Genomic DNA, 15,668 nt, shown 5'->3' on the forward strand with positions numbered 1-15,668 from the left:
GCTGACTCCAGCAGGGATGAGCGTCTGAATTGCAAGTCAGAATTGCCACACTGCGGGCACTGCCTGGGTACTCCAAGAAGCACGTCTCCCGCAGGTGGGCAGGCTTTTTTCCAGCCACATTTGGCGCAAAAAACCGTAAGAGAAGGCAGCTGTGTTGGCATTTTTATCCCGGTGCTTGGAGCATGTCTTTTTGTTGCGTTTTAGTCTGACATGGCAGGCGACACTTGGTGTCGCTTTGAATTTTTTATCTGTTGAAACTATGCCAAAAAATCACATGGCTGGTCCAGCCAAATTGGCTGGGAAGGGGGAGAGTGGGACGAGAATGGCGTTATTTTAACTTTTTTGTTTAAAAATAATTTTGGAGTCAGAATTTATAATTGAAGAATGTAAAAAATATCTGTCTTGTTCAGTGGTGCCAGTATCTCAACTCTGTTGAGCAACAATGACAAAATAACGGAGCAGGGAATGGCACTGACCCACGAAATTCTTAAAGCACGTCAACGTAAAGAGCGCGACAGCCATCCAGAAGCGCTGGCACTGCGGGTGCATAGAGCACTGAGCTGGCTTGACCGGGCCGAACAGTGTGACGACGAAGATGGCCGTTTTGTATTCCTGTGGATTGCCTTTAACGCCGCCTACGCCAACGAACTGGGCGAGCAGCGTATGTTGGAAGACGAAAAATTCAGTCGCTATCTCACCCGATTGGTAGATCTGGATTCGGAACAGCAGCTTTACAATCTAGTCTGGCAGCGCTACTCAGGCGCTATCCGGGTACTGCTTGATACCCCTTATATCTATCAGCCGTTTTGGGATCATCGTAATGGTCTGGCAGTAGGAGAAAACTGGGAAAGCCGTTTTGTCGCCGCCAAGCGGTTTGCGAATACGGCGCTGGCCGGCAAAGATACGGCCAGTGTGCTGGCGGTGGTGTTCAACCGATTGTATACCCTGCGCAACCAGTTGATTCATGGCGGAGCTACCTGGAACAGCCGCATGAATCGCAGTCAGCTGCGCGATGCCAATGCCATATTGGGAGAGCTGGTGCCGGTCATTATCGGCATCATGATGGATCATGCCGGGCTGGTATGGGGCGAAGCGAGCTATCCGCCGGTGAGCTGACACTCTTCCCGGGCGTACATGTTCAGCATCTTCTCAGCCTGCTCGGCGATGGCCATACGCCATTCCATTGGCTCCAGCACTTCCACCCGGGCACCAAAACCCATCAGCCACCACTGGGTCTGCTGATCGTTGGGCACAGTGGCGGTCAGGGTTTTCCAGCCATCGTCGGCGGGTGCGGACAGTTGTTGTTGTTCGCTGACCGGCGTTTCTGCCAGCGTCCAGGCCACACTGGGATCGACCCGGGCCACCAACTGTACTTGTTGTTTGTCCAGCGGATAACCGAAGGCCCCTTCGGCGATATAGTTTTCCACGCTGAAGGTCGGATGTGGCCGAAATGGAGATTTGCTCAGTGCCAGTTGCTGAATGCGGTGCAGGGCAAACTGCCGAATGTCTTCATAGTCGTTCACCGTGGCCAGCAGATAACTGACGCTGTGGCGTACCACCAGCCCCTGAGGGTGCAGTGTGTACTGTTTTACTTCCTGTTTTTGCCGGCTGTGGTAATTCACATCTATTGCCTGGCGCTGGAGCAGGGCATCGCTGACTCCCTGCCATACAGGCGGCGTGATAGCCGCCGGCAGCAGTGCCTTGCCGTTGGGAATGGCGCGCACCTGGCGGGCCCAGTCGGCAAAGCCGTTTTTCTGCAGGCCGTCCAGAAACTTGCGGGCACCGTGAAACTGGGGGCTGAGTTTGTCTACCGCTATCTTGGGTAACAGGCCCTTGAGATATTCTTCTGCCAGCACCAGGGTCAGAGCGGTGGCGGTATCCATGGCGGGTAGGGTACTTTTGAAGCTTGGGTCAAATGACCAGCGGTAGGGCCGCTCGCTCTGATCGCAGATAAGCGGAAAGTGGTTCGATAACGTTTCCAGATTGCGCTGAATGGAACGGAGATTGACCGTAAATCCTTGTTCTTCCAGTAAGCTCTGTAAGGTTGTCGTGGCCCTGTATTGAGGTGCGCGTGGGATCAACTGCAACATGGCAAGGTATCGAAAAAGTGTGTCCATTAGTGCTCCTGGTATTTTATTTTTTTAGTGAAAGCGCCACAGACAGGAAGTCGACCAAGATTTCTGCGGTATTTTCGCGATAACTTTGGCTGCTCTCCCTTTATTGATGCTTCAGTGCAGAGTATTTCAATATGTTTTAAGCGTTTTTATAAACCCAAAAGATAAAAGCCGGTAAATGGTCAGGTGTCAATCTTTATGACCACCTCTCTGAGTATTACTTGCAACACGGCAGGAAAGTGCATCGGTGGTGTTGGGCTATGGCAGTCGATGAGTGCCTGACGATTTGCCAGACGTGGAAAGCCAGACCATCATTGCAGTGCAAGCCGAGCGGGTTAACAATGGGAAAAACCATGATTTTGTTCGCTTTTATATAAGTTGTCGGGCACTGGATGCCAGCTTAGAACTGAAGGTGACTTGCTCGCACTGGTCGGTGGAAAACCTGCTGTACTGGATGCTGGGCATTGTCTTTGACGAAGACCGGCAGAAAAATCGGGTGGGTTATGCGGGCGAAAACTTGGGCGTCATCAGACTATGGATCCTGAATATTTTGAAGCGAAACACGGTACGCAGCCTGAGCATGGCGAGAAAACGAAAGTTGTGCTGTCTGAATGATGATTATTAGAGCGAATTTACAGGGTTGTTTAAATTATGAACTCTGTTGCGTTAGCTCTGACACCTTCAGTCGGCGTTGTTTCCTAAATCAGGGAACTATCTGTCCTACCCATGATCTGATCATCTGACGAACGGACTCGGAGCTGACAGATGGGCAAAGCGCGGCACAACATCAGTAACTGGCGGCAGTACAACCGGGCTTTGATCAATCGCGGTTCACTGACATTCTGGATGGATGAGCAAGCCATCGAGCAATGGCATTGCCATCAGCATCATGGCCGCCGCGGGCGAGGCTTCCACTACAGCGATAGCGCCATTGACGGCACTGATGCTCAAGGCTTTCTTCGGCTTGCCGTTACGGGCGTTGGAAGGGTTCATCAACTCCATATTCCAGCTGATGGACGTGCCGCTGACCTCGCCCAGTTACAGCAGCATCAGCAAGCGCGCCCAGACCGTGAACGTGAAATACCGCTTGCCCAGTAAAGGGGCGGTCACCCACCTGGTTATCGACGCCACCGGACTGAAGGTGTTCGGTGAAGGCGAATGGAAACAACGCAAGCATGGCAAGGATAAGCGCCGGGTCTGGCGCAAGTTGCACCTGGCTATTGATGCCCGCACTCATGAGGTCATCGCCGCCGAAATGAGCCTGGAGAACGTGGCCGATAACGAGGTCTTGCCGACCTTGCTAAACCCGCTTCGGCGTCAGTTAAATCAGGTCTCGGGCGATGGTGCTTACGATACTCGGGAATGCCATCAACTCCTGCTCAAAAAAGGTAGCAAAGCGACCATCCCACCGCGCAAAAATGCGGGCTACTGGGAAGAAGGACATCCGAGAAACGACGCCGTGACGGCACTGAAATCAGGAAACCTTGCTGAGTGGAAACGTGCCTCTGGCGACCATCAGCGGTCGCTGGCAGAAACGGCGATGTCCCGTTACAAACAGCTGGTGAGCCCCAAGCTCAGCCTGCGTAGCTACAACGGCCAGGTCGGTGAAATCCTGGCCGGGGTTAAGGTCATGAACAGAGTCATAGGACTCGGTATGCCTGTTCGCCAGCCGGTCAGTTAAGGGCATCAAGCCCAATAGGGACAGGCTTTCTCGGCTATGATTTGATCAACAACGCCGTTGGTTTAAATAATTTATTATTGATTTTTTAAAGTAAATGTATAGATAGAGGGTGGCTGTCTTCTTTGTTATCTCAATACAGTGTTTTCAACGTAGTGGTTGTCGGCTGTGATTAAGGTTCTGATTTTGGCCTCGATAACTCTATAGATCTGGTTTGGTGTTGTTCTTGTTGTGTCGTCGTGCGCCAACTCAGGCAAAAGATCACTTAGGTTTGACGCTAACCCCCAGCATGCGAAAATGCGGCCTCCTCATATGTGCTGTTGAGGTCCCGGTTCTGGGTATCAAATGAAATTGCGGGTATCAGGGCGGGTATCAAAGCAGTATCAGGCTATCTAGTTTTAATTAAATCAAAGAGATAAGTGCAACATGCTGCTGATGATCGACAATTACGACTCCTTCACCTGGAATCTGGTGCAGTATTTTGGGGAGCTGGGGCTGGAAGTGGTTGTGCGCCGTAATGACGACATCAGCCTGGACGAGGTTGCAGCGCTGCGCCCGGCGGGGCTGGTGATTTCTCCTGGCCCCTGCACCCCGAACGAGGCTGGTGTGTCTCTGGCGGCGATCGAGCGTTTTGCCGGTGATCTTCCCATACTTGGCGTGTGTCTGGGGCATCAGGCCATTGCTCAGGCTTTCGGGGGAGAAGTGGTAAGGGCCCGGCGGGTGATGCATGGCAAAACCTCGGCTATTCGTCACACCGGCACCGGCCTGTTTGCGGGTTTGCCCGATCCGCTGACGGTTACCCGTTATCATTCTCTGGTAGTGAAGGCTGAGACCTTGCCCGCCTGCTTTGAAGTGACGGCCTGGAGCGAGCATGAGACAGGCGGACGGGATGAGATAATGGGGATGCAGCATAAAGTCCTGCCGGTGCACAGTGTGCAGTTTCATCCGGAAAGTATTCTGACCGAAAGCGGGCATCAGCTACTGGGGAACTTTCTTGGCTTGTTGTAGGCCCTCTTTAACGGGGTAATGGCATCATCTCCGGTACTGTTACCCTAATCACTCCTGACTCCCTTTCCAGACCGTTCTCATATAACACAGACATTCCATCCGGCTTTTTGCGGAAAGTGAAAGTGGGTGACTGTTTTTTGTTCACCTATAAGTTTTTCTAATTTCATTTATCAGGTTTTCTCGTTCGTATGACACTGCCGGGAAAGAAATAATGACGGTGAGTGTTTATGCAGCCGGCAGGGAGCTGTCGCCGGCCGGAACACACGGTGGTGCGAGCTTATGCAAGATAAATGACTACAATTTTCTCAATGGCAAAATAAACAACCACAAATTTACGATTGTATAGAGACAAGTTGCGGTTACTTTGCAATAATGCTTGCATGTTTACATGGATTTAACTTTTATCGCAGAGCATGCTGCGGTAAGTGGAGGAATAAAGCATGTCTGATATGGCTGTTACCCGTGAACTGTTCGACCAGGTGATGGTGCCTAACTATGCACCTTCTAAAAGCATTCCGGTACGGGGCCTGGGAGCCCGGGTATGGGATCAGCAAGATAAGGAGTTTATCGACTTTGCCGGCGGCATAGCGGTGAACTGCCTGGGCCACTGTCATCCGGCGCTGGTCAATGCTCTGAAAGAGCAGGGTGAAAAGCTGTGGCATCTGAGTAACGTCTGGACCAACGAGCCGGCACTGCGCCTGGGCAAAAAGCTGGTAGACGCCACCTTTGCCGAGCGGGTGTATTTCTGTAACTCCGGTGCCGAGGCCAACGAAGCGGCACTCAAGCTGGCCCGTCGTTACGCCATTGAGCACTTTAATGCCGAAAAAACCCAGATTATCGCCTTTAAACAGGGTTTTCATGGTCGCACCTTCTTTACCGTCACTGTGGGTGGCCAGGCCGCCTATTCTGATGGTTTTGGTCCCAAGCCTGCCGATGTAGATCACGTTCCCTACAATGATCTTGAGGCACTCAAGGCCATGATCTCGGACCGTACCTGTGCCGTGGTAATGGAACCGCTGCAGGGCGAGGGCGGTATTATCAGCCCGGAGCCCGGATTTGTGAAAGCCGTGCGTGAGCTGTGTGATCAGCACAATGCACTGCTGGTATTTGATGAAGTACAAACAGGCGTAGGCCGCACCGGTGCCCTTTATGCGTACATGGAAACCGGTGTGACTCCTGACATTCTGACCAGTGCCAAGGCGTTGGGCGGTGGTTTTCCCATCGGTGCCATGCTGACTCGAGCTGATATTGCCGCGTCACTCAAGCCGGGCACTCATGGCTCTACTTATGGCGGCAACCCGCTGGCCTGCGCGGTTGCCGAGGCTGCCTTTGATACCGTTAACACGCCAGACGTGCTGGCGGGCGTGAAGGAACGCGAAGGGTGGTACCGGGAAGAGCTTGAGAAAATCAATGCCAAATATGGTTGTTTCTCCGAAGTTCGTGGCAAAGGGCTGCTGCTGGGCTGTGTGCTGAATGAGCAGTTTGCCGGCCGTGCCAAAGACTTTTTACAGGCATCTTCAGAAGAAGGTCTGATGGTGCTGGTCGCCGGTGCCAACGTGGTTCGGTTTGCACCGTCTCTGGTGATCACCAGAGAAGAAGTGCTGGAAGGCCTGGCCCGCTTTGAGCGTGCTGTTGCCCGGGTGGTGAACGGCTGAGGCCATCACCACTATTACTGGCGGGGCAGGGTGCCCCGCCCATTGTTGTCATAAGGAGTGCTGCATGCTGGTGATAAGACCCATAGAGCAGCGTGATTTTGCCATGCTCAAGCAGATCTCCATTGAGTCCGGTCATGGCTTTACCTCGCTGCCGGTAAACGACGAGCTGCTGCAAAACAAAATTGAGCATTCATTAACGTCTTTTGCCAGCCGCGCCAGCGGCAAGGGCGAATGCCTGTATTTTTTTGTGGCTGAAGACAGTGACACCGGTGAGGTGTTGGGTACTACGGCGCTGGAGTCGGCGGTAGGGCTGTCTTCTCCCTTTTATACTTACCTGCTGGGCAAGCAGGTGCATTGTTCCCGTAAACTGGGTATTCACAATGTCGTGGAAACCCTGACCCTGACCAACGACTACACCGGGGTCAGCGAGCTATGCAGCCTGTTCTTACGCGAGCCCGCTCGCCAGGGCCTGAACGGCCGGCTGTTATCCAAATGCCGGTTTTTGTTTCTGGCGGAGTTTCCTGAGCTGTTTGACCGGCGTATTCTGGCAGAAATGCGTGGCGTCTCTGACGAGGGGGGCAACAGCCCGTTCTGGAGCTGGCTGCAGGAGCATTTTTTCTCCATGGACTTTCCGACCGTGGATTACCTCACCGGCATTGGTCAGAAGGGTTTTATTGCCGATCTGATGCCCAAATATCCGATCTATGTGAATTTGTTGTCTAAAGAAGCCCGCTCGGTGATTGGTGAGACCCATGACAAAACCCGGCCGGCGCGACATCTGCTTGAAGAAGAAGGGTTTTCCTGGCGTGGTTATGTCGACATTTTTGATGCCGGCCCGACGGTGGAATGCGAAGTGCAGCAGATTAGCACCTTGCGTCAAAGTCGCCGGTTAACGGTGCAGATTGGTCATCCGGTCACCACGGAAAAATACCTGATCAGCAACACCCGCTTTGAAGGGTTTCGTGCCCTGCTGGGTGATATGGCAGTTAATGAACACAAGGGGCAGGCAGTCATGAGCGAAGAAATGGCGCGTCTGCTGAAGGTAGAAGACGGAGATACCGTCAGGGTAGCGGAGATGAAGCGCAATGACTGAAGCCGTGCAATACATTAACGGGGAATGGCTGGCAGGCGCGGGCGATGTGTTTGAGTCCATCGACCCGGCCAAAAATGAAGTGGTCTGGCAAGGGGCCGCAGCCAATGAAACGCAGGTAGATGACGCCGTGGCGGCAGCCCGGGCGGCCAGTGCCGACTGGGCATTCCGGACGATCGAAGAGCGGCTGTCGCTGATCCGGCGGTTTGCTGAACTGCTGGAGCAGCACAAGCCGCAGCTGGCCGGATTCATTGCCAGAGAAACCGGTAAACCTGAGTGGGAAGCCCTCACCGAAGTGGGCGCTATGATCGGTAAAACCGGTCTGTCCGAAAAAGCCTATTTTGAGCGTACCGGTACGGTGGAAAACCCCATGGCCGGTGCCCGTGCCTTTGTACGCCACAAGCCTCATGGCGTGGTGGCGGTGTTTGGCCCTTACAACTTTCCCGGTCATTTGCCTAACGGTCATATCATCCCGGCATTGATTGCCGGCAATACCATCGTGTTCAAGCCTTCCGAGCTGACGCCTCTGGTGGCTCAGGAATGCGTGCGGCTGTGGCACGAAGCCGGGCTGCCCGCGGGCGTGCTTAATCTGGTGCAAGGTGAAGTGGGCACTGGCAAGGCGCTGGCCTCTCACGAGGGCATCGACGGCCTGTTTTTTACCGGCTCTTCCAATACGGGCAAGTTGCTGCATCAGCAGTATGCCGGCCAGCCAGGAAAAATACTGGCGCTGGAAATGGGCGGCAACAATCCGCTGGTTGTTACCGACGTCGCCGATGTGGATGCCGCCGTGCATGCCATTGTACAGTCGGCCTTTATTACCAGCGGCCAGCGCTGCACTTGTGCCCGCCGTTTGTTGGTGCCCGCTGGCGAAGCCGGTGACCGGTTGGTGGCGCGGCTGGTAGCGGTGACCAAAGCAATTCGCGTCGGGCATTACGATGCCAGCCCTCAGCCCTTTATGGGCGCGATGATCTCCGAGCGTGCGGCGCGGGGTATGGTGGCCGCCCAGGCACACTTGCTGGCTTTTGGCGGTGAGTCGCTGTTGATGCTGAAACACCTGCAACCAGGCACCGGCCTGGTATCACCGGGCATTGTGGATGTCACCGGCGTGTCTCAGTTACCCGATGAAGAATATTTTGGCCCGCTGCTGCAGATTATTCGTTTTAATGATCTGCCCGAGGCGCTGAACATTGCCAACCGCACCCGCTATGGTCTGTCGGCAGGCTTGTTGTCTGACAGTGATGCGGACTGGGACTATTTTTATCGTCATATTCGCGCCGGCATTGTTAACCGTAACCGGCCCATTACCGGTGCATCCGGTGCTGCCCCCTTTGGCGGTGTAGGCGACAGCGGTAATCACAGGGCCAGTGCATATTATGCCGCTGACTACTGTGCCTACCCGGTGGCGTCGGTGGAAGGCGAAAGCCTGGAAATGCCGGGCACCCTGTCACCGGGGCTCAGTTTTTAAACAAGGAAGCAGTCTGTTATGCATACGTCCGTTAATGAATTGTTTGAGGCTCTCTGGCAGCACTATCTTACTGTGACGCCCAGTGCGCTGAAAATTCATGATTTGCTGGGAGGCGACGAGGCCATTATTAACGATCATGTGGCTTTTCGTACATTTAAGCATCCCAAGGTTGGCCTGGAAAAGCTGGCCGCCCATTTTCTGGCGTTGGGGTATGAGCAGAAAGGTGAGTATCACTTTGAAGCCAAAAAGCTTTATGCCCGTCACTACGAGCATGCTGACCCGATGGCGCCGAAAGTGTTTATCAGCGAACTGCTGCTGGAACAGTGTTCCCCTGAGTTACAGCACATTGTAGATGGGTTGATCAAACAGGTGGATGAGGACTTGCCGCAGCAGACCGGCTTTCTTTATTCCGGTGCACCCTGGCATATTTCTCATGCCGACTACAAAACGCTGGCTGATGAAAGTGAATATGCTGGCTGGCTGGCAGCCTATGGCTTCCGCGCTAACCACTTCACCGTCAGCGTGAACCACCTGAAGGACTATGACAGTCTGGAGGCGGTGAACAGCACCCTCAAACAGGCGGGGTTTCGGCTGAATGATGCCGGCGGTGAGATTAAAGGCTCACCGGAGGTATTGCTGGAGCAATCATCCACCATGGCGGACACTGCACTGGTGACCTTCACTGACGGTGAAGGGGCCTTGCCCAGCTGCTTTTACGAGTTTGCGCTGCGTTATCCCAGGCCCGATGGCGAGCTTTATACCGGCTTTGTCGCGGCCTCGGCAGACAAGATCTTTGAAAGTACTGATGCCAGCCGTGGCTGAATAAGCTCGGTTTCCACCCGGCTTTCGAGCTCGCAAGCCGGGTGGGCATATCAGGATAGCGGTGTTTCCGGCGCTGAGGTGTTGGTGGCGCTTGCTGGGCATTTCGCCCATATCCAGACTGCCAGAACCACCAGCAACACGGCGGCTCCCGCCAGAGCAATAAAGACCGCATCCAGTGAGCCGGTGGCGGCGCGCAGGTAACCGGTCAGCAGATTACCCAGGGTGCCCCCCAGGCCGAAGGTCATCATACAGGCTCCGCTGATCTGCATGGTGGCCGTTGCCGAGTAGTCTCTGCCCACCCAACCGGCCAGAATGCCCCACATGGGAAAATACATCAGGCCGTAGCCAAACCCCGCCATCAGGGCAAAACGGCCCGGATCATACACAAACGCCATCAGACCCAGGGCAAATCCGCCGAAGATGACCAGCAAGGCCACGCCGTGACCTTGTTTGTCGGCCAGTTTTCCGGCGAGCAGTCCGGCTACCATGCCGGTGACACCCACCGTGGTCCAGGTGTAGCCGCCAAGGCTGGCGGGCAGGGCAAGCTGATCCAGGTAGGTGTTGACCCAGCTGGAAAAGGGCATGGTGGTCAAGCCGGCGAGAAAGCAGGTCAGGCAGGCCAGAAAGGCGGTGCGTTCATTGAAGATGGTGAACAGCAACCGGGAAGTAGGGAGCGCCGGCTCGGGGGAAACTGCGGTTGCAGTAAGGGGCTTGTTAAGGGCTTGCAACAGCCGCCGGGTCAGGGTCACCACCAACAGGCCTGTTCCTCCCGCCAATAACCAGGCCTGCTGCCAGCCCAGCATTGGCACTATTATCAGGATCAGCAAGCCATTCAGCCCGTATCCCCAGGCAGTACCGCTGGAGATGGTAGAGAGGCAGGTTGAGCGCAGGCCGGCATGAACATGGCGGCTGACGATTTCCACCAGTGTGCCCCAGCTGATGGCGGCACTGGCGGCCAGGCAGGTCAGCACCGCCATGATGAGTAGCGGGTGCTCAAGGTAGGCCATGGTCAGCAGCAGCCCCGACGACAGGCTTCCCGTGATCAGCGCCAGACGTTCCGTGCCCAGGCGGTGACCGAATACCCCAAGCAGAAGGGCTCCGGCCAGGTAGGCCAGCTGGGTCAGCGCGCCGATGGCTGCCAGATGCCAGTGATTGAGGAGAATGCTTTCCCGCATCAGGGGGACCATGGCGGCAAACAAAAACATGCCAAAACCATGACTCACCACCTGGTTCAATCCGAATACCACGGCTATTTTCACCCTTGACGCTCCTTTATCCTGTGATGAACCGCTCATGCTCACATCCTGACCACTTGCCGGCTTTCGGTAAATCGATGAATATTCATATCTGCGTTCAATAAGGCTGAATTCTGCTCATGCGCGACTTGCCTATACCTTTGCTGCGGACTTTTGTGGTAGTGGCGGAAACCCTTAATCTGACGGTGGCTGCCGGCCGTTTGCATCGGGCACCGTCGACCATCAGCATGCAACTGAGCCGGCTGGAAGGACTGGTTTCAACCGATTTACTCGAGCGAGGACAATATGGTGTCCGGCTAACCCCAGCGGGCGATCTGCTCAGATCCCATGCCCAGCTGCTGCTGAACCAGCATGACCGGATCCTGGGCTCCTTTCTGAACGCGGAGATTGGCGGCAAGGTGCGTTTTGGTACTCATGATCAGTACGCCACTCGCAGTCTGCCGCCCTTGCTGGAAACATTTGTACTCAATTACCCCGAGGTACGGCTGGAGGTGCAGTGCGATCATCGCCCTCAGCAACTGGTGTCGCTGCTACAGCAGGGCAAGCTGGATCTCGCTCTGGTGGAGATGCCGCTGTTGTCGACGGGGGGAACGCACCTTGGTCGCGACGAACTGGTCTGGGTGCGTTCCCCCCTGCATTCGACTCATATGCGGGAGCCTCTGCCCCTGGCGGTATTTGTGGATGGCTGTTATCACAGGGATATGGCGCTGCAGGTGTTGGAGCAGTGGCAGAAACCCTGCCGAATCGCCTTTACCAGTCAGAGCCGGGCCGGGGTACTGGCGGCGGTGAGAGCGGGAATTGGCGTGGGGGTTATTCCCCGCAGTACCCTGGAAGAGGGGCTGGTGGTGGAAGACAGTCTGCCACCCCTGCCAAAGACCGACACTACCCTGTTCGTGGCCGAGCAGGTCACAGAGGCGAGTTTCCGTCTGGCACAGATTATCAGGGAAAGCCCGCAGTTTTCCTGCGCGGGGCAGGATATGGCCAGGTCGCGCCTCCCGATTGAGTAGCCCTCGGGGCCGGCTAAAAAATGCCGGCGCTGAAGGCCGGCATGACGGGGTAAATTGTGCTACAGGCTGATCTGTACTTCAGCCCACCATTGCCGGCCGGGCTCGCTGATGCGTCCGGTTACCGGGTTGTCGCCGAGCGGGTAGGCCTCTTGCTTGTTGATAAACTCGCTGTAATCCTTGTCGAGTAAGTTATCGATCCCGGCAGCCAGCTTCACCGTAGGGGTAAGCTGCCAGCCTGCATTCAGGGAAAATACGGTAAATCCTGCAGAAGGGCCGGTGTCCTGGCCAATAATATTACCCTGACCTTCGGCAAAGCGATGCTGGGCGGCCACGTTGCGCATCAGCAGCGCAACTTCCTGAGTACCATTGTCGTATCCAAGGGTGGTGTTCAGTTCCAGCGGCGGCGTCTGGCCCAGAGGGATATCGTTACTCAGGTTCTGGCCATGGGTGTAAGACAGGTTGGATGCCAGGGTCCAGTCATCGGCAACACGCCAGCTTACCTCGGCTTCACCACCAAAGCGCCGGGCATTGATATTACGGGCCTGTGGCAGAGTGGTGTTGTCTACCAGGATAAAATCGTCCACATAGCCGGCAAATACGGATACCGATCCGCTGAGGTTACCCTTGCGATAAAGTACACCGGCATCCAGCTGATGATTGGTTTCTGTGTTCAGTTCGCCATTACGGTTTCGTTCCCAGAAATCCGGGGCCCGCTCGGCCTGGCCATAGCCTGCATACCAGGTCCAGTCCTGCTGGCTGTGCTCCAGCCGTACAAAACCGGCGTGCAGATAATAGTTTTGCTCTTTCAGGGAAGAGCTGGCCGGTAGTTGCTCAAATCGGGCTTCGGTTTTATCGAGCCGGACCCCGCTGATCAGTCGTTGTTTGTCGCTCAGCAGCCAGTCGTCCTCAACAAACATCCCCATGTTGTTAAAGCTCTGGTTATCTTTGCGAGGCTGGTTACGATAGGCATTGGCGGCGGCCTTGTTCATTCCCATGGCCATGCGTACACGATGGGCATCTTGCATCCAGTCCATGCCCACCTGGGTCTGGTGCGTGCCCAGATTCAGCTCTGCCAGCAGGCGGGCTGTGTCGGTGCTCCGATCCGGGTTCATTGCCTTGTACATCATGCCTTCGAGCGGGCGCAGGCTGTAGTTATCCATCACATGATCAACCTCGCTGTGACCGAATTGCAGCTGCAGCTTGCTCAGCCAGGGAGTAATGGCCTGGCGCTCCAGTTTCACGCCCCACGCATCCCGGTCGAATTTACTGCCGTCCATACTTCTGTCTGCATAGGCAGCCTCTCCCCGGCTGCGATCATAAGACAGCTCGAGCAGGCTGAGCTCGTCCGGCGTCAGCCCCAGTTGCACGCTCTGGCTGTCCTTGTTATAGGCGGAGTTGATCCGGTTGCCGCTGCCGTCCTGGTAGTTGCCGGCCTCATTGTGGTTGGCATTCAGACGCATATAACCCATTGAATTGCCGGCCTCAAGAGCGGCAAAGGCATCGAAGCGGTCAGCACTGCCGGTGGTCATACCGCCATCCAGCATAAACCCGGGCTCGGCATAATAGCGAGGGCGGCGTTTGAACTGCACCGAGCCAGCCACCAGTCCGGGGCCCTGAGTTACAGTCTGTGGTCCTTTGGTGATCACCACTTCATCGAACGAGCGGGGAAACAGATAAGCGGTAGGCGGGTCCATACGGCCAGCACAGCCTCCCAGCACATAATTGCCGTCGCTGGTTACAGACAGGCGTGATCCCCCCAGGCCGCGTAGCAGCGGGTCTCCGGCCATGCCGCCCTTACGGGTAATACTGATTCCGGGCACGGTCTTAAGCAGGCCGGCGCCGTCGGCAGCGGGAATGGGCTGCACCGGCGAATCTGGATCCAGCCGGACTTCACCGGGGGCACTGAGCGCCGAGGCGGTAATGGTGATGGGGGTAGCCACCGTGGTGGCAGGATAGACCGGATCGTCATTTGCGTGAGCCGTCCCCAAGCCAAGCAGAGGAAGGCCAAGAGTGACAATGTAATGATGTTTCATGATAAAGGTGTGCGCTTTCAAAACGAGAACGTGAGAGTAAAACCGGCCTTAAATGAGCACAATGTGGCATATTGTCGCAGCGCTGCCACCTTGTGGCTCACCGGTGTGCGTGGGATCATGCAGCCCGGTGTTATTTGTTTATTAAAAGGAGCCGAACCATGAAACTGGCATTTATCGGACTGGGAGTGATGGGTTTCCCCATGGCCGGGCACCTGCAGAAGGCTGGTCATGAAGTCTGCGTGTATAACCGTAATTCGCAGAAGGCAGCAGACTGGGAGGCCCGTTTTGGTGGCAGCTGTGGTGCTACGCCGGCAGAGGCGGCCCAAAACGCCGACATGGTGATGGTGTGTGTGGGGAATGACGACGACGTGCGCGCCGTAATGTACGGTGAGGATGGCGTCTTGGCGGGTGTTAAAGCCGGAACCCTGCTGATAGATCACACTACCACGTCGGCCCGTCTGGCTGAGGAGCTGTCGGAGAGAGCCGGTAAGCAAGGGAGCCGCTTTATTGATGCACCGGTATCCGGTGGTCAGCTCGGGGCAGAAAATGGCGCACTGACCATTATGATTGGCGGCGCCGAGGAAGACGTGGCTGAGGCAGCTCCGGTGCTGGCAGCTTACGGCAAAAAAGTTACCCGGCTGGGGCCGGTAGGAGCCGGCCAACGATGTAAAATGGTTAACCAGATCTGTGTGATTGGTGCCGTGCAGGGGATTGCCGAAGGCCTGATGATCGCGCAGAAAGCGGATCTGGATATCCCCACTCTGATCGAGGTCCTGGCTGGTGGTGCGGCGCAAAGCTGGCAGCTGGAGAACCGTGCACAGACTATGGCTGACGACAGCTTCGACTTTGGCTTTGCCGCTCAGTGGATGTACAAGGACCTGGGTATTTGCCTGGATGAAGCCGCACAACAGGGGGTTAAATTGCCGCTCACCGAACATGTACATGAAGTGTATGAGCGCTTGCTGGAGCAGGGGATGGGGCGCTGCGATTCTACCGTAGTGATACGGGATCTTAAGTCCTGACTCGTACAGGCTCTTGGCAGAGCCCCGCAGGCTCGGCTATGCTGAGCACAACTCAAGGCTCACCTTGGGTTTTCATTTGCGGGAATGTGATATTTTCCGCAATTTCCGCACAAAACAACGGCACTTGATATACGGCCGCAAGCCAAAGGCTTTGCTTGAGGCCTGAATTTGACTAGAGTGGGCAACCGCTTAATGCCAAGTGAGAAAGGATACCCTATGAATAAAACTCAGCTTGTCGATGCAATCGCCGCCAAGGCCGACCTGAACAAGGCTCAGGCCAAGGCTGCCCTGGAAGAAGTACTCAACGGTATCACTCAAAGCCTGAAAGAAGGTGACCCTGTGCAACTGGTTGGTTTTGGTACTTTCAAGGTAAACCATCGCGCAGCCCGTACCGGCCGTAACCCGCAAACCGGTAAAGAAATTCAGATTGCAGCGGCAAACGTGCCTGCCTTTGTGGCCGGCAAGGCGCTGAAAGATGCGGTGAACTAAGCCTCAGGCTGACGTTTACGCATTCCAAA

The 15,668-nt window shown here is 55.4% G+C and carries 12 protein-coding genes and 2 pseudogenes; 11 read left to right on the plus strand and 3 right to left on the minus strand.

The window, feature by feature from the left end; translation table 11 throughout:
• The first annotated feature begins 465 nt into the window (after positions 1–465).
• Positions 466–1,116 (plus strand): HEPN domain-containing protein, encoded by a 651-nt coding sequence (locus B6S09_RS02520; protein ID WP_208321691.1) that lies wholly within the window; start codon positions 466–468, stop codon positions 1,114–1,116.
• Here B6S09_RS02520 and B6S09_RS02525 read toward each other — a convergent pair.
• Positions 1,098–2,117 (minus strand): helix-turn-helix transcriptional regulator, encoded by a 1,020-nt coding sequence (locus tag B6S09_RS02525; protein WP_094276925.1) that lies wholly within the window; start codon positions 2,115–2,117, stop codon positions 1,098–1,100. The genes B6S09_RS02520 and B6S09_RS02525 overlap by 19 nt on opposite strands.
• Positions 2,118–2,338: 221 nt before the next feature.
• Here B6S09_RS02525 and B6S09_RS02530 point away from each other — a divergent pair.
• From B6S09_RS02530 to B6S09_RS02560, 7 genes and pseudogenes are all read left to right on the plus strand, one after another.
• A pseudogene (locus B6S09_RS02530) lies at positions 2,339–2,739 on the plus strand (ISAs1 family transposase); the annotation flags it as partial.
• 140 nt (positions 2,740–2,879) lie between these two features.
• Positions 2,880–3,795, plus strand: a pseudogene (locus B6S09_RS02535) (IS5 family transposase).
• Between the two features lie 423 nt (positions 3,796–4,218).
• The gene (locus B6S09_RS02540; RefSeq protein ID WP_094276927.1) at positions 4,219–4,800 is read left to right on the plus strand and encodes an anthranilate synthase component II; all 582 of its coding nucleotides are present in this window, start codon (positions 4,219–4,221) and stop codon (positions 4,798–4,800) included.
• 440 nt (positions 4,801–5,240) lie between these two features.
• A complete protein-coding gene (locus tag B6S09_RS02545) occupies positions 5,241–6,455 on the plus strand; it encodes an aspartate aminotransferase family protein (protein ID WP_094276928.1) in 1,215 nt (404 codons plus the stop codon).
• Positions 6,456–6,519: 64 nt separating this feature from the next.
• The gene (astA, locus tag B6S09_RS02550) at positions 6,520–7,548 is read left to right on the plus strand and encodes an arginine N-succinyltransferase (RefSeq protein ID WP_094276929.1); all 1,029 of its coding nucleotides are present in this window, start codon (positions 6,520–6,522) and stop codon (positions 7,546–7,548) included.
• Complete coding sequence (gene astD, locus B6S09_RS02555; protein ID WP_094276930.1) at positions 7,541–9,010, plus strand: succinylglutamate-semialdehyde dehydrogenase; 1,470 nt, start codon at positions 7,541–7,543, stop codon at positions 9,008–9,010. The genes astA and astD overlap by 8 nt, the downstream gene beginning before the upstream one ends.
• 18 nt (positions 9,011–9,028) lie before the next feature.
• Positions 9,029–9,832, plus strand: a complete 804-nt coding sequence (locus tag B6S09_RS02560) for a DUF1338 domain-containing protein (RefSeq protein ID WP_094276931.1) — start codon at positions 9,029–9,031, stop codon at positions 9,830–9,832.
• Positions 9,833–9,882: 50 nt separating this feature from the next.
• On the opposite strand, the gene B6S09_RS02565 is transcribed toward B6S09_RS02560, so the two are convergent.
• Positions 9,883–11,127 (minus strand): MFS transporter, encoded by a 1,245-nt coding sequence (locus tag B6S09_RS02565; protein ID WP_094276932.1) that lies wholly within the window; start codon positions 11,125–11,127, stop codon positions 9,883–9,885.
• Between the two features lie 80 nt (positions 11,128–11,207).
• On the opposite strand from B6S09_RS02565, the gene B6S09_RS02570 reads away from it, so the two are divergent.
• Positions 11,208–12,095: a LysR family transcriptional regulator gene (locus tag B6S09_RS02570; RefSeq protein WP_094276933.1), complete on the plus strand. Its 888-nt coding sequence runs from the start codon at positions 11,208–11,210 to the stop codon at positions 12,093–12,095.
• Positions 12,096–12,154: 59 nt separating this feature from the next.
• Here the strand turns inward: B6S09_RS02570 and B6S09_RS02575 are convergent, their stop codons facing one another.
• Positions 12,155–14,128 (minus strand): TonB-dependent copper receptor, encoded by a 1,974-nt coding sequence (locus tag B6S09_RS02575; protein WP_094276934.1) that lies wholly within the window; start codon positions 14,126–14,128, stop codon positions 12,155–12,157.
• A 158-nt stretch (positions 14,129–14,286) separates the two neighbouring features.
• Here B6S09_RS02575 and B6S09_RS02580 point away from each other — a divergent pair, with 158 nt between their 5' ends.
• Together B6S09_RS02580 and hupA are read left to right on the plus strand one after the other, a co-directional pair.
• Positions 14,287–15,150, plus strand: a complete 864-nt coding sequence (locus B6S09_RS02580; RefSeq protein WP_094276935.1) for an NAD(P)-dependent oxidoreductase — start codon at positions 14,287–14,289, stop codon at positions 15,148–15,150.
• 216 nt (positions 15,151–15,366) lie between these two features.
• Entirely contained in the window at positions 15,367–15,639 is a 273-nt protein-coding gene (gene hupA / locus B6S09_RS02585) for a nucleoid-associated protein HU-alpha (RefSeq protein ID WP_094200167.1), read from the plus strand.
• Positions 15,640–15,668 lie beyond the last annotated feature (29 nt).

Source organism: Oceanimonas baumannii, assembly GCF_002245495.1.
Classification (GTDB): Bacteria; Pseudomonadota; Gammaproteobacteria; order Enterobacterales; family Aeromonadaceae; genus Oceanimonas; species Oceanimonas baumannii.

Excerpts from the sequence above, each read along its gene's own strand:
- B6S09_RS02520 (WP_208321691.1), top strand. The coding sequence starts at position 466 with ATGGCACTGACCCACGAAATTCTTAAAGCACGTCAACGTAAAGAGCGC.
- B6S09_RS02525 (WP_094276925.1), bottom strand. The coding sequence starts at position 2,117 with ATGGACACACTTTTTCGATACCTTGCCATGTTGCAGTTGATCCCACGC.
- B6S09_RS02540 (WP_094276927.1), top strand. The coding sequence starts at position 4,219 with ATGCTGCTGATGATCGACAATTACGACTCCTTCACCTGGAATCTGGTG.
- B6S09_RS02545 (WP_094276928.1), top strand. The coding sequence starts at position 5,241 with ATGTCTGATATGGCTGTTACCCGTGAACTGTTCGACCAGGTGATGGTG.
- astA (WP_094276929.1), top strand. The coding sequence starts at position 6,520 with ATGCTGGTGATAAGACCCATAGAGCAGCGTGATTTTGCCATGCTCAAG.
- astD (WP_094276930.1), top strand. The coding sequence starts at position 7,541 with ATGACTGAAGCCGTGCAATACATTAACGGGGAATGGCTGGCAGGCGCG.
- B6S09_RS02560 (WP_094276931.1), top strand. The coding sequence starts at position 9,029 with ATGCATACGTCCGTTAATGAATTGTTTGAGGCTCTCTGGCAGCACTAT.
- B6S09_RS02565 (WP_094276932.1), bottom strand. The coding sequence starts at position 11,127 with ATGAGCGGTTCATCACAGGATAAAGGAGCGTCAAGGGTGAAAATAGCC.
- B6S09_RS02570 (WP_094276933.1), top strand. The coding sequence starts at position 11,208 with ATGCGCGACTTGCCTATACCTTTGCTGCGGACTTTTGTGGTAGTGGCG.
- B6S09_RS02575 (WP_094276934.1), bottom strand. The coding sequence starts at position 14,128 with ATGAAACATCATTACATTGTCACTCTTGGCCTTCCTCTGCTTGGCTTG.
- B6S09_RS02580 (WP_094276935.1), top strand. The coding sequence starts at position 14,287 with ATGAAACTGGCATTTATCGGACTGGGAGTGATGGGTTTCCCCATGGCC.
- hupA (WP_094200167.1), top strand. The coding sequence starts at position 15,367 with ATGAATAAAACTCAGCTTGTCGATGCAATCGCCGCCAAGGCCGACCTG.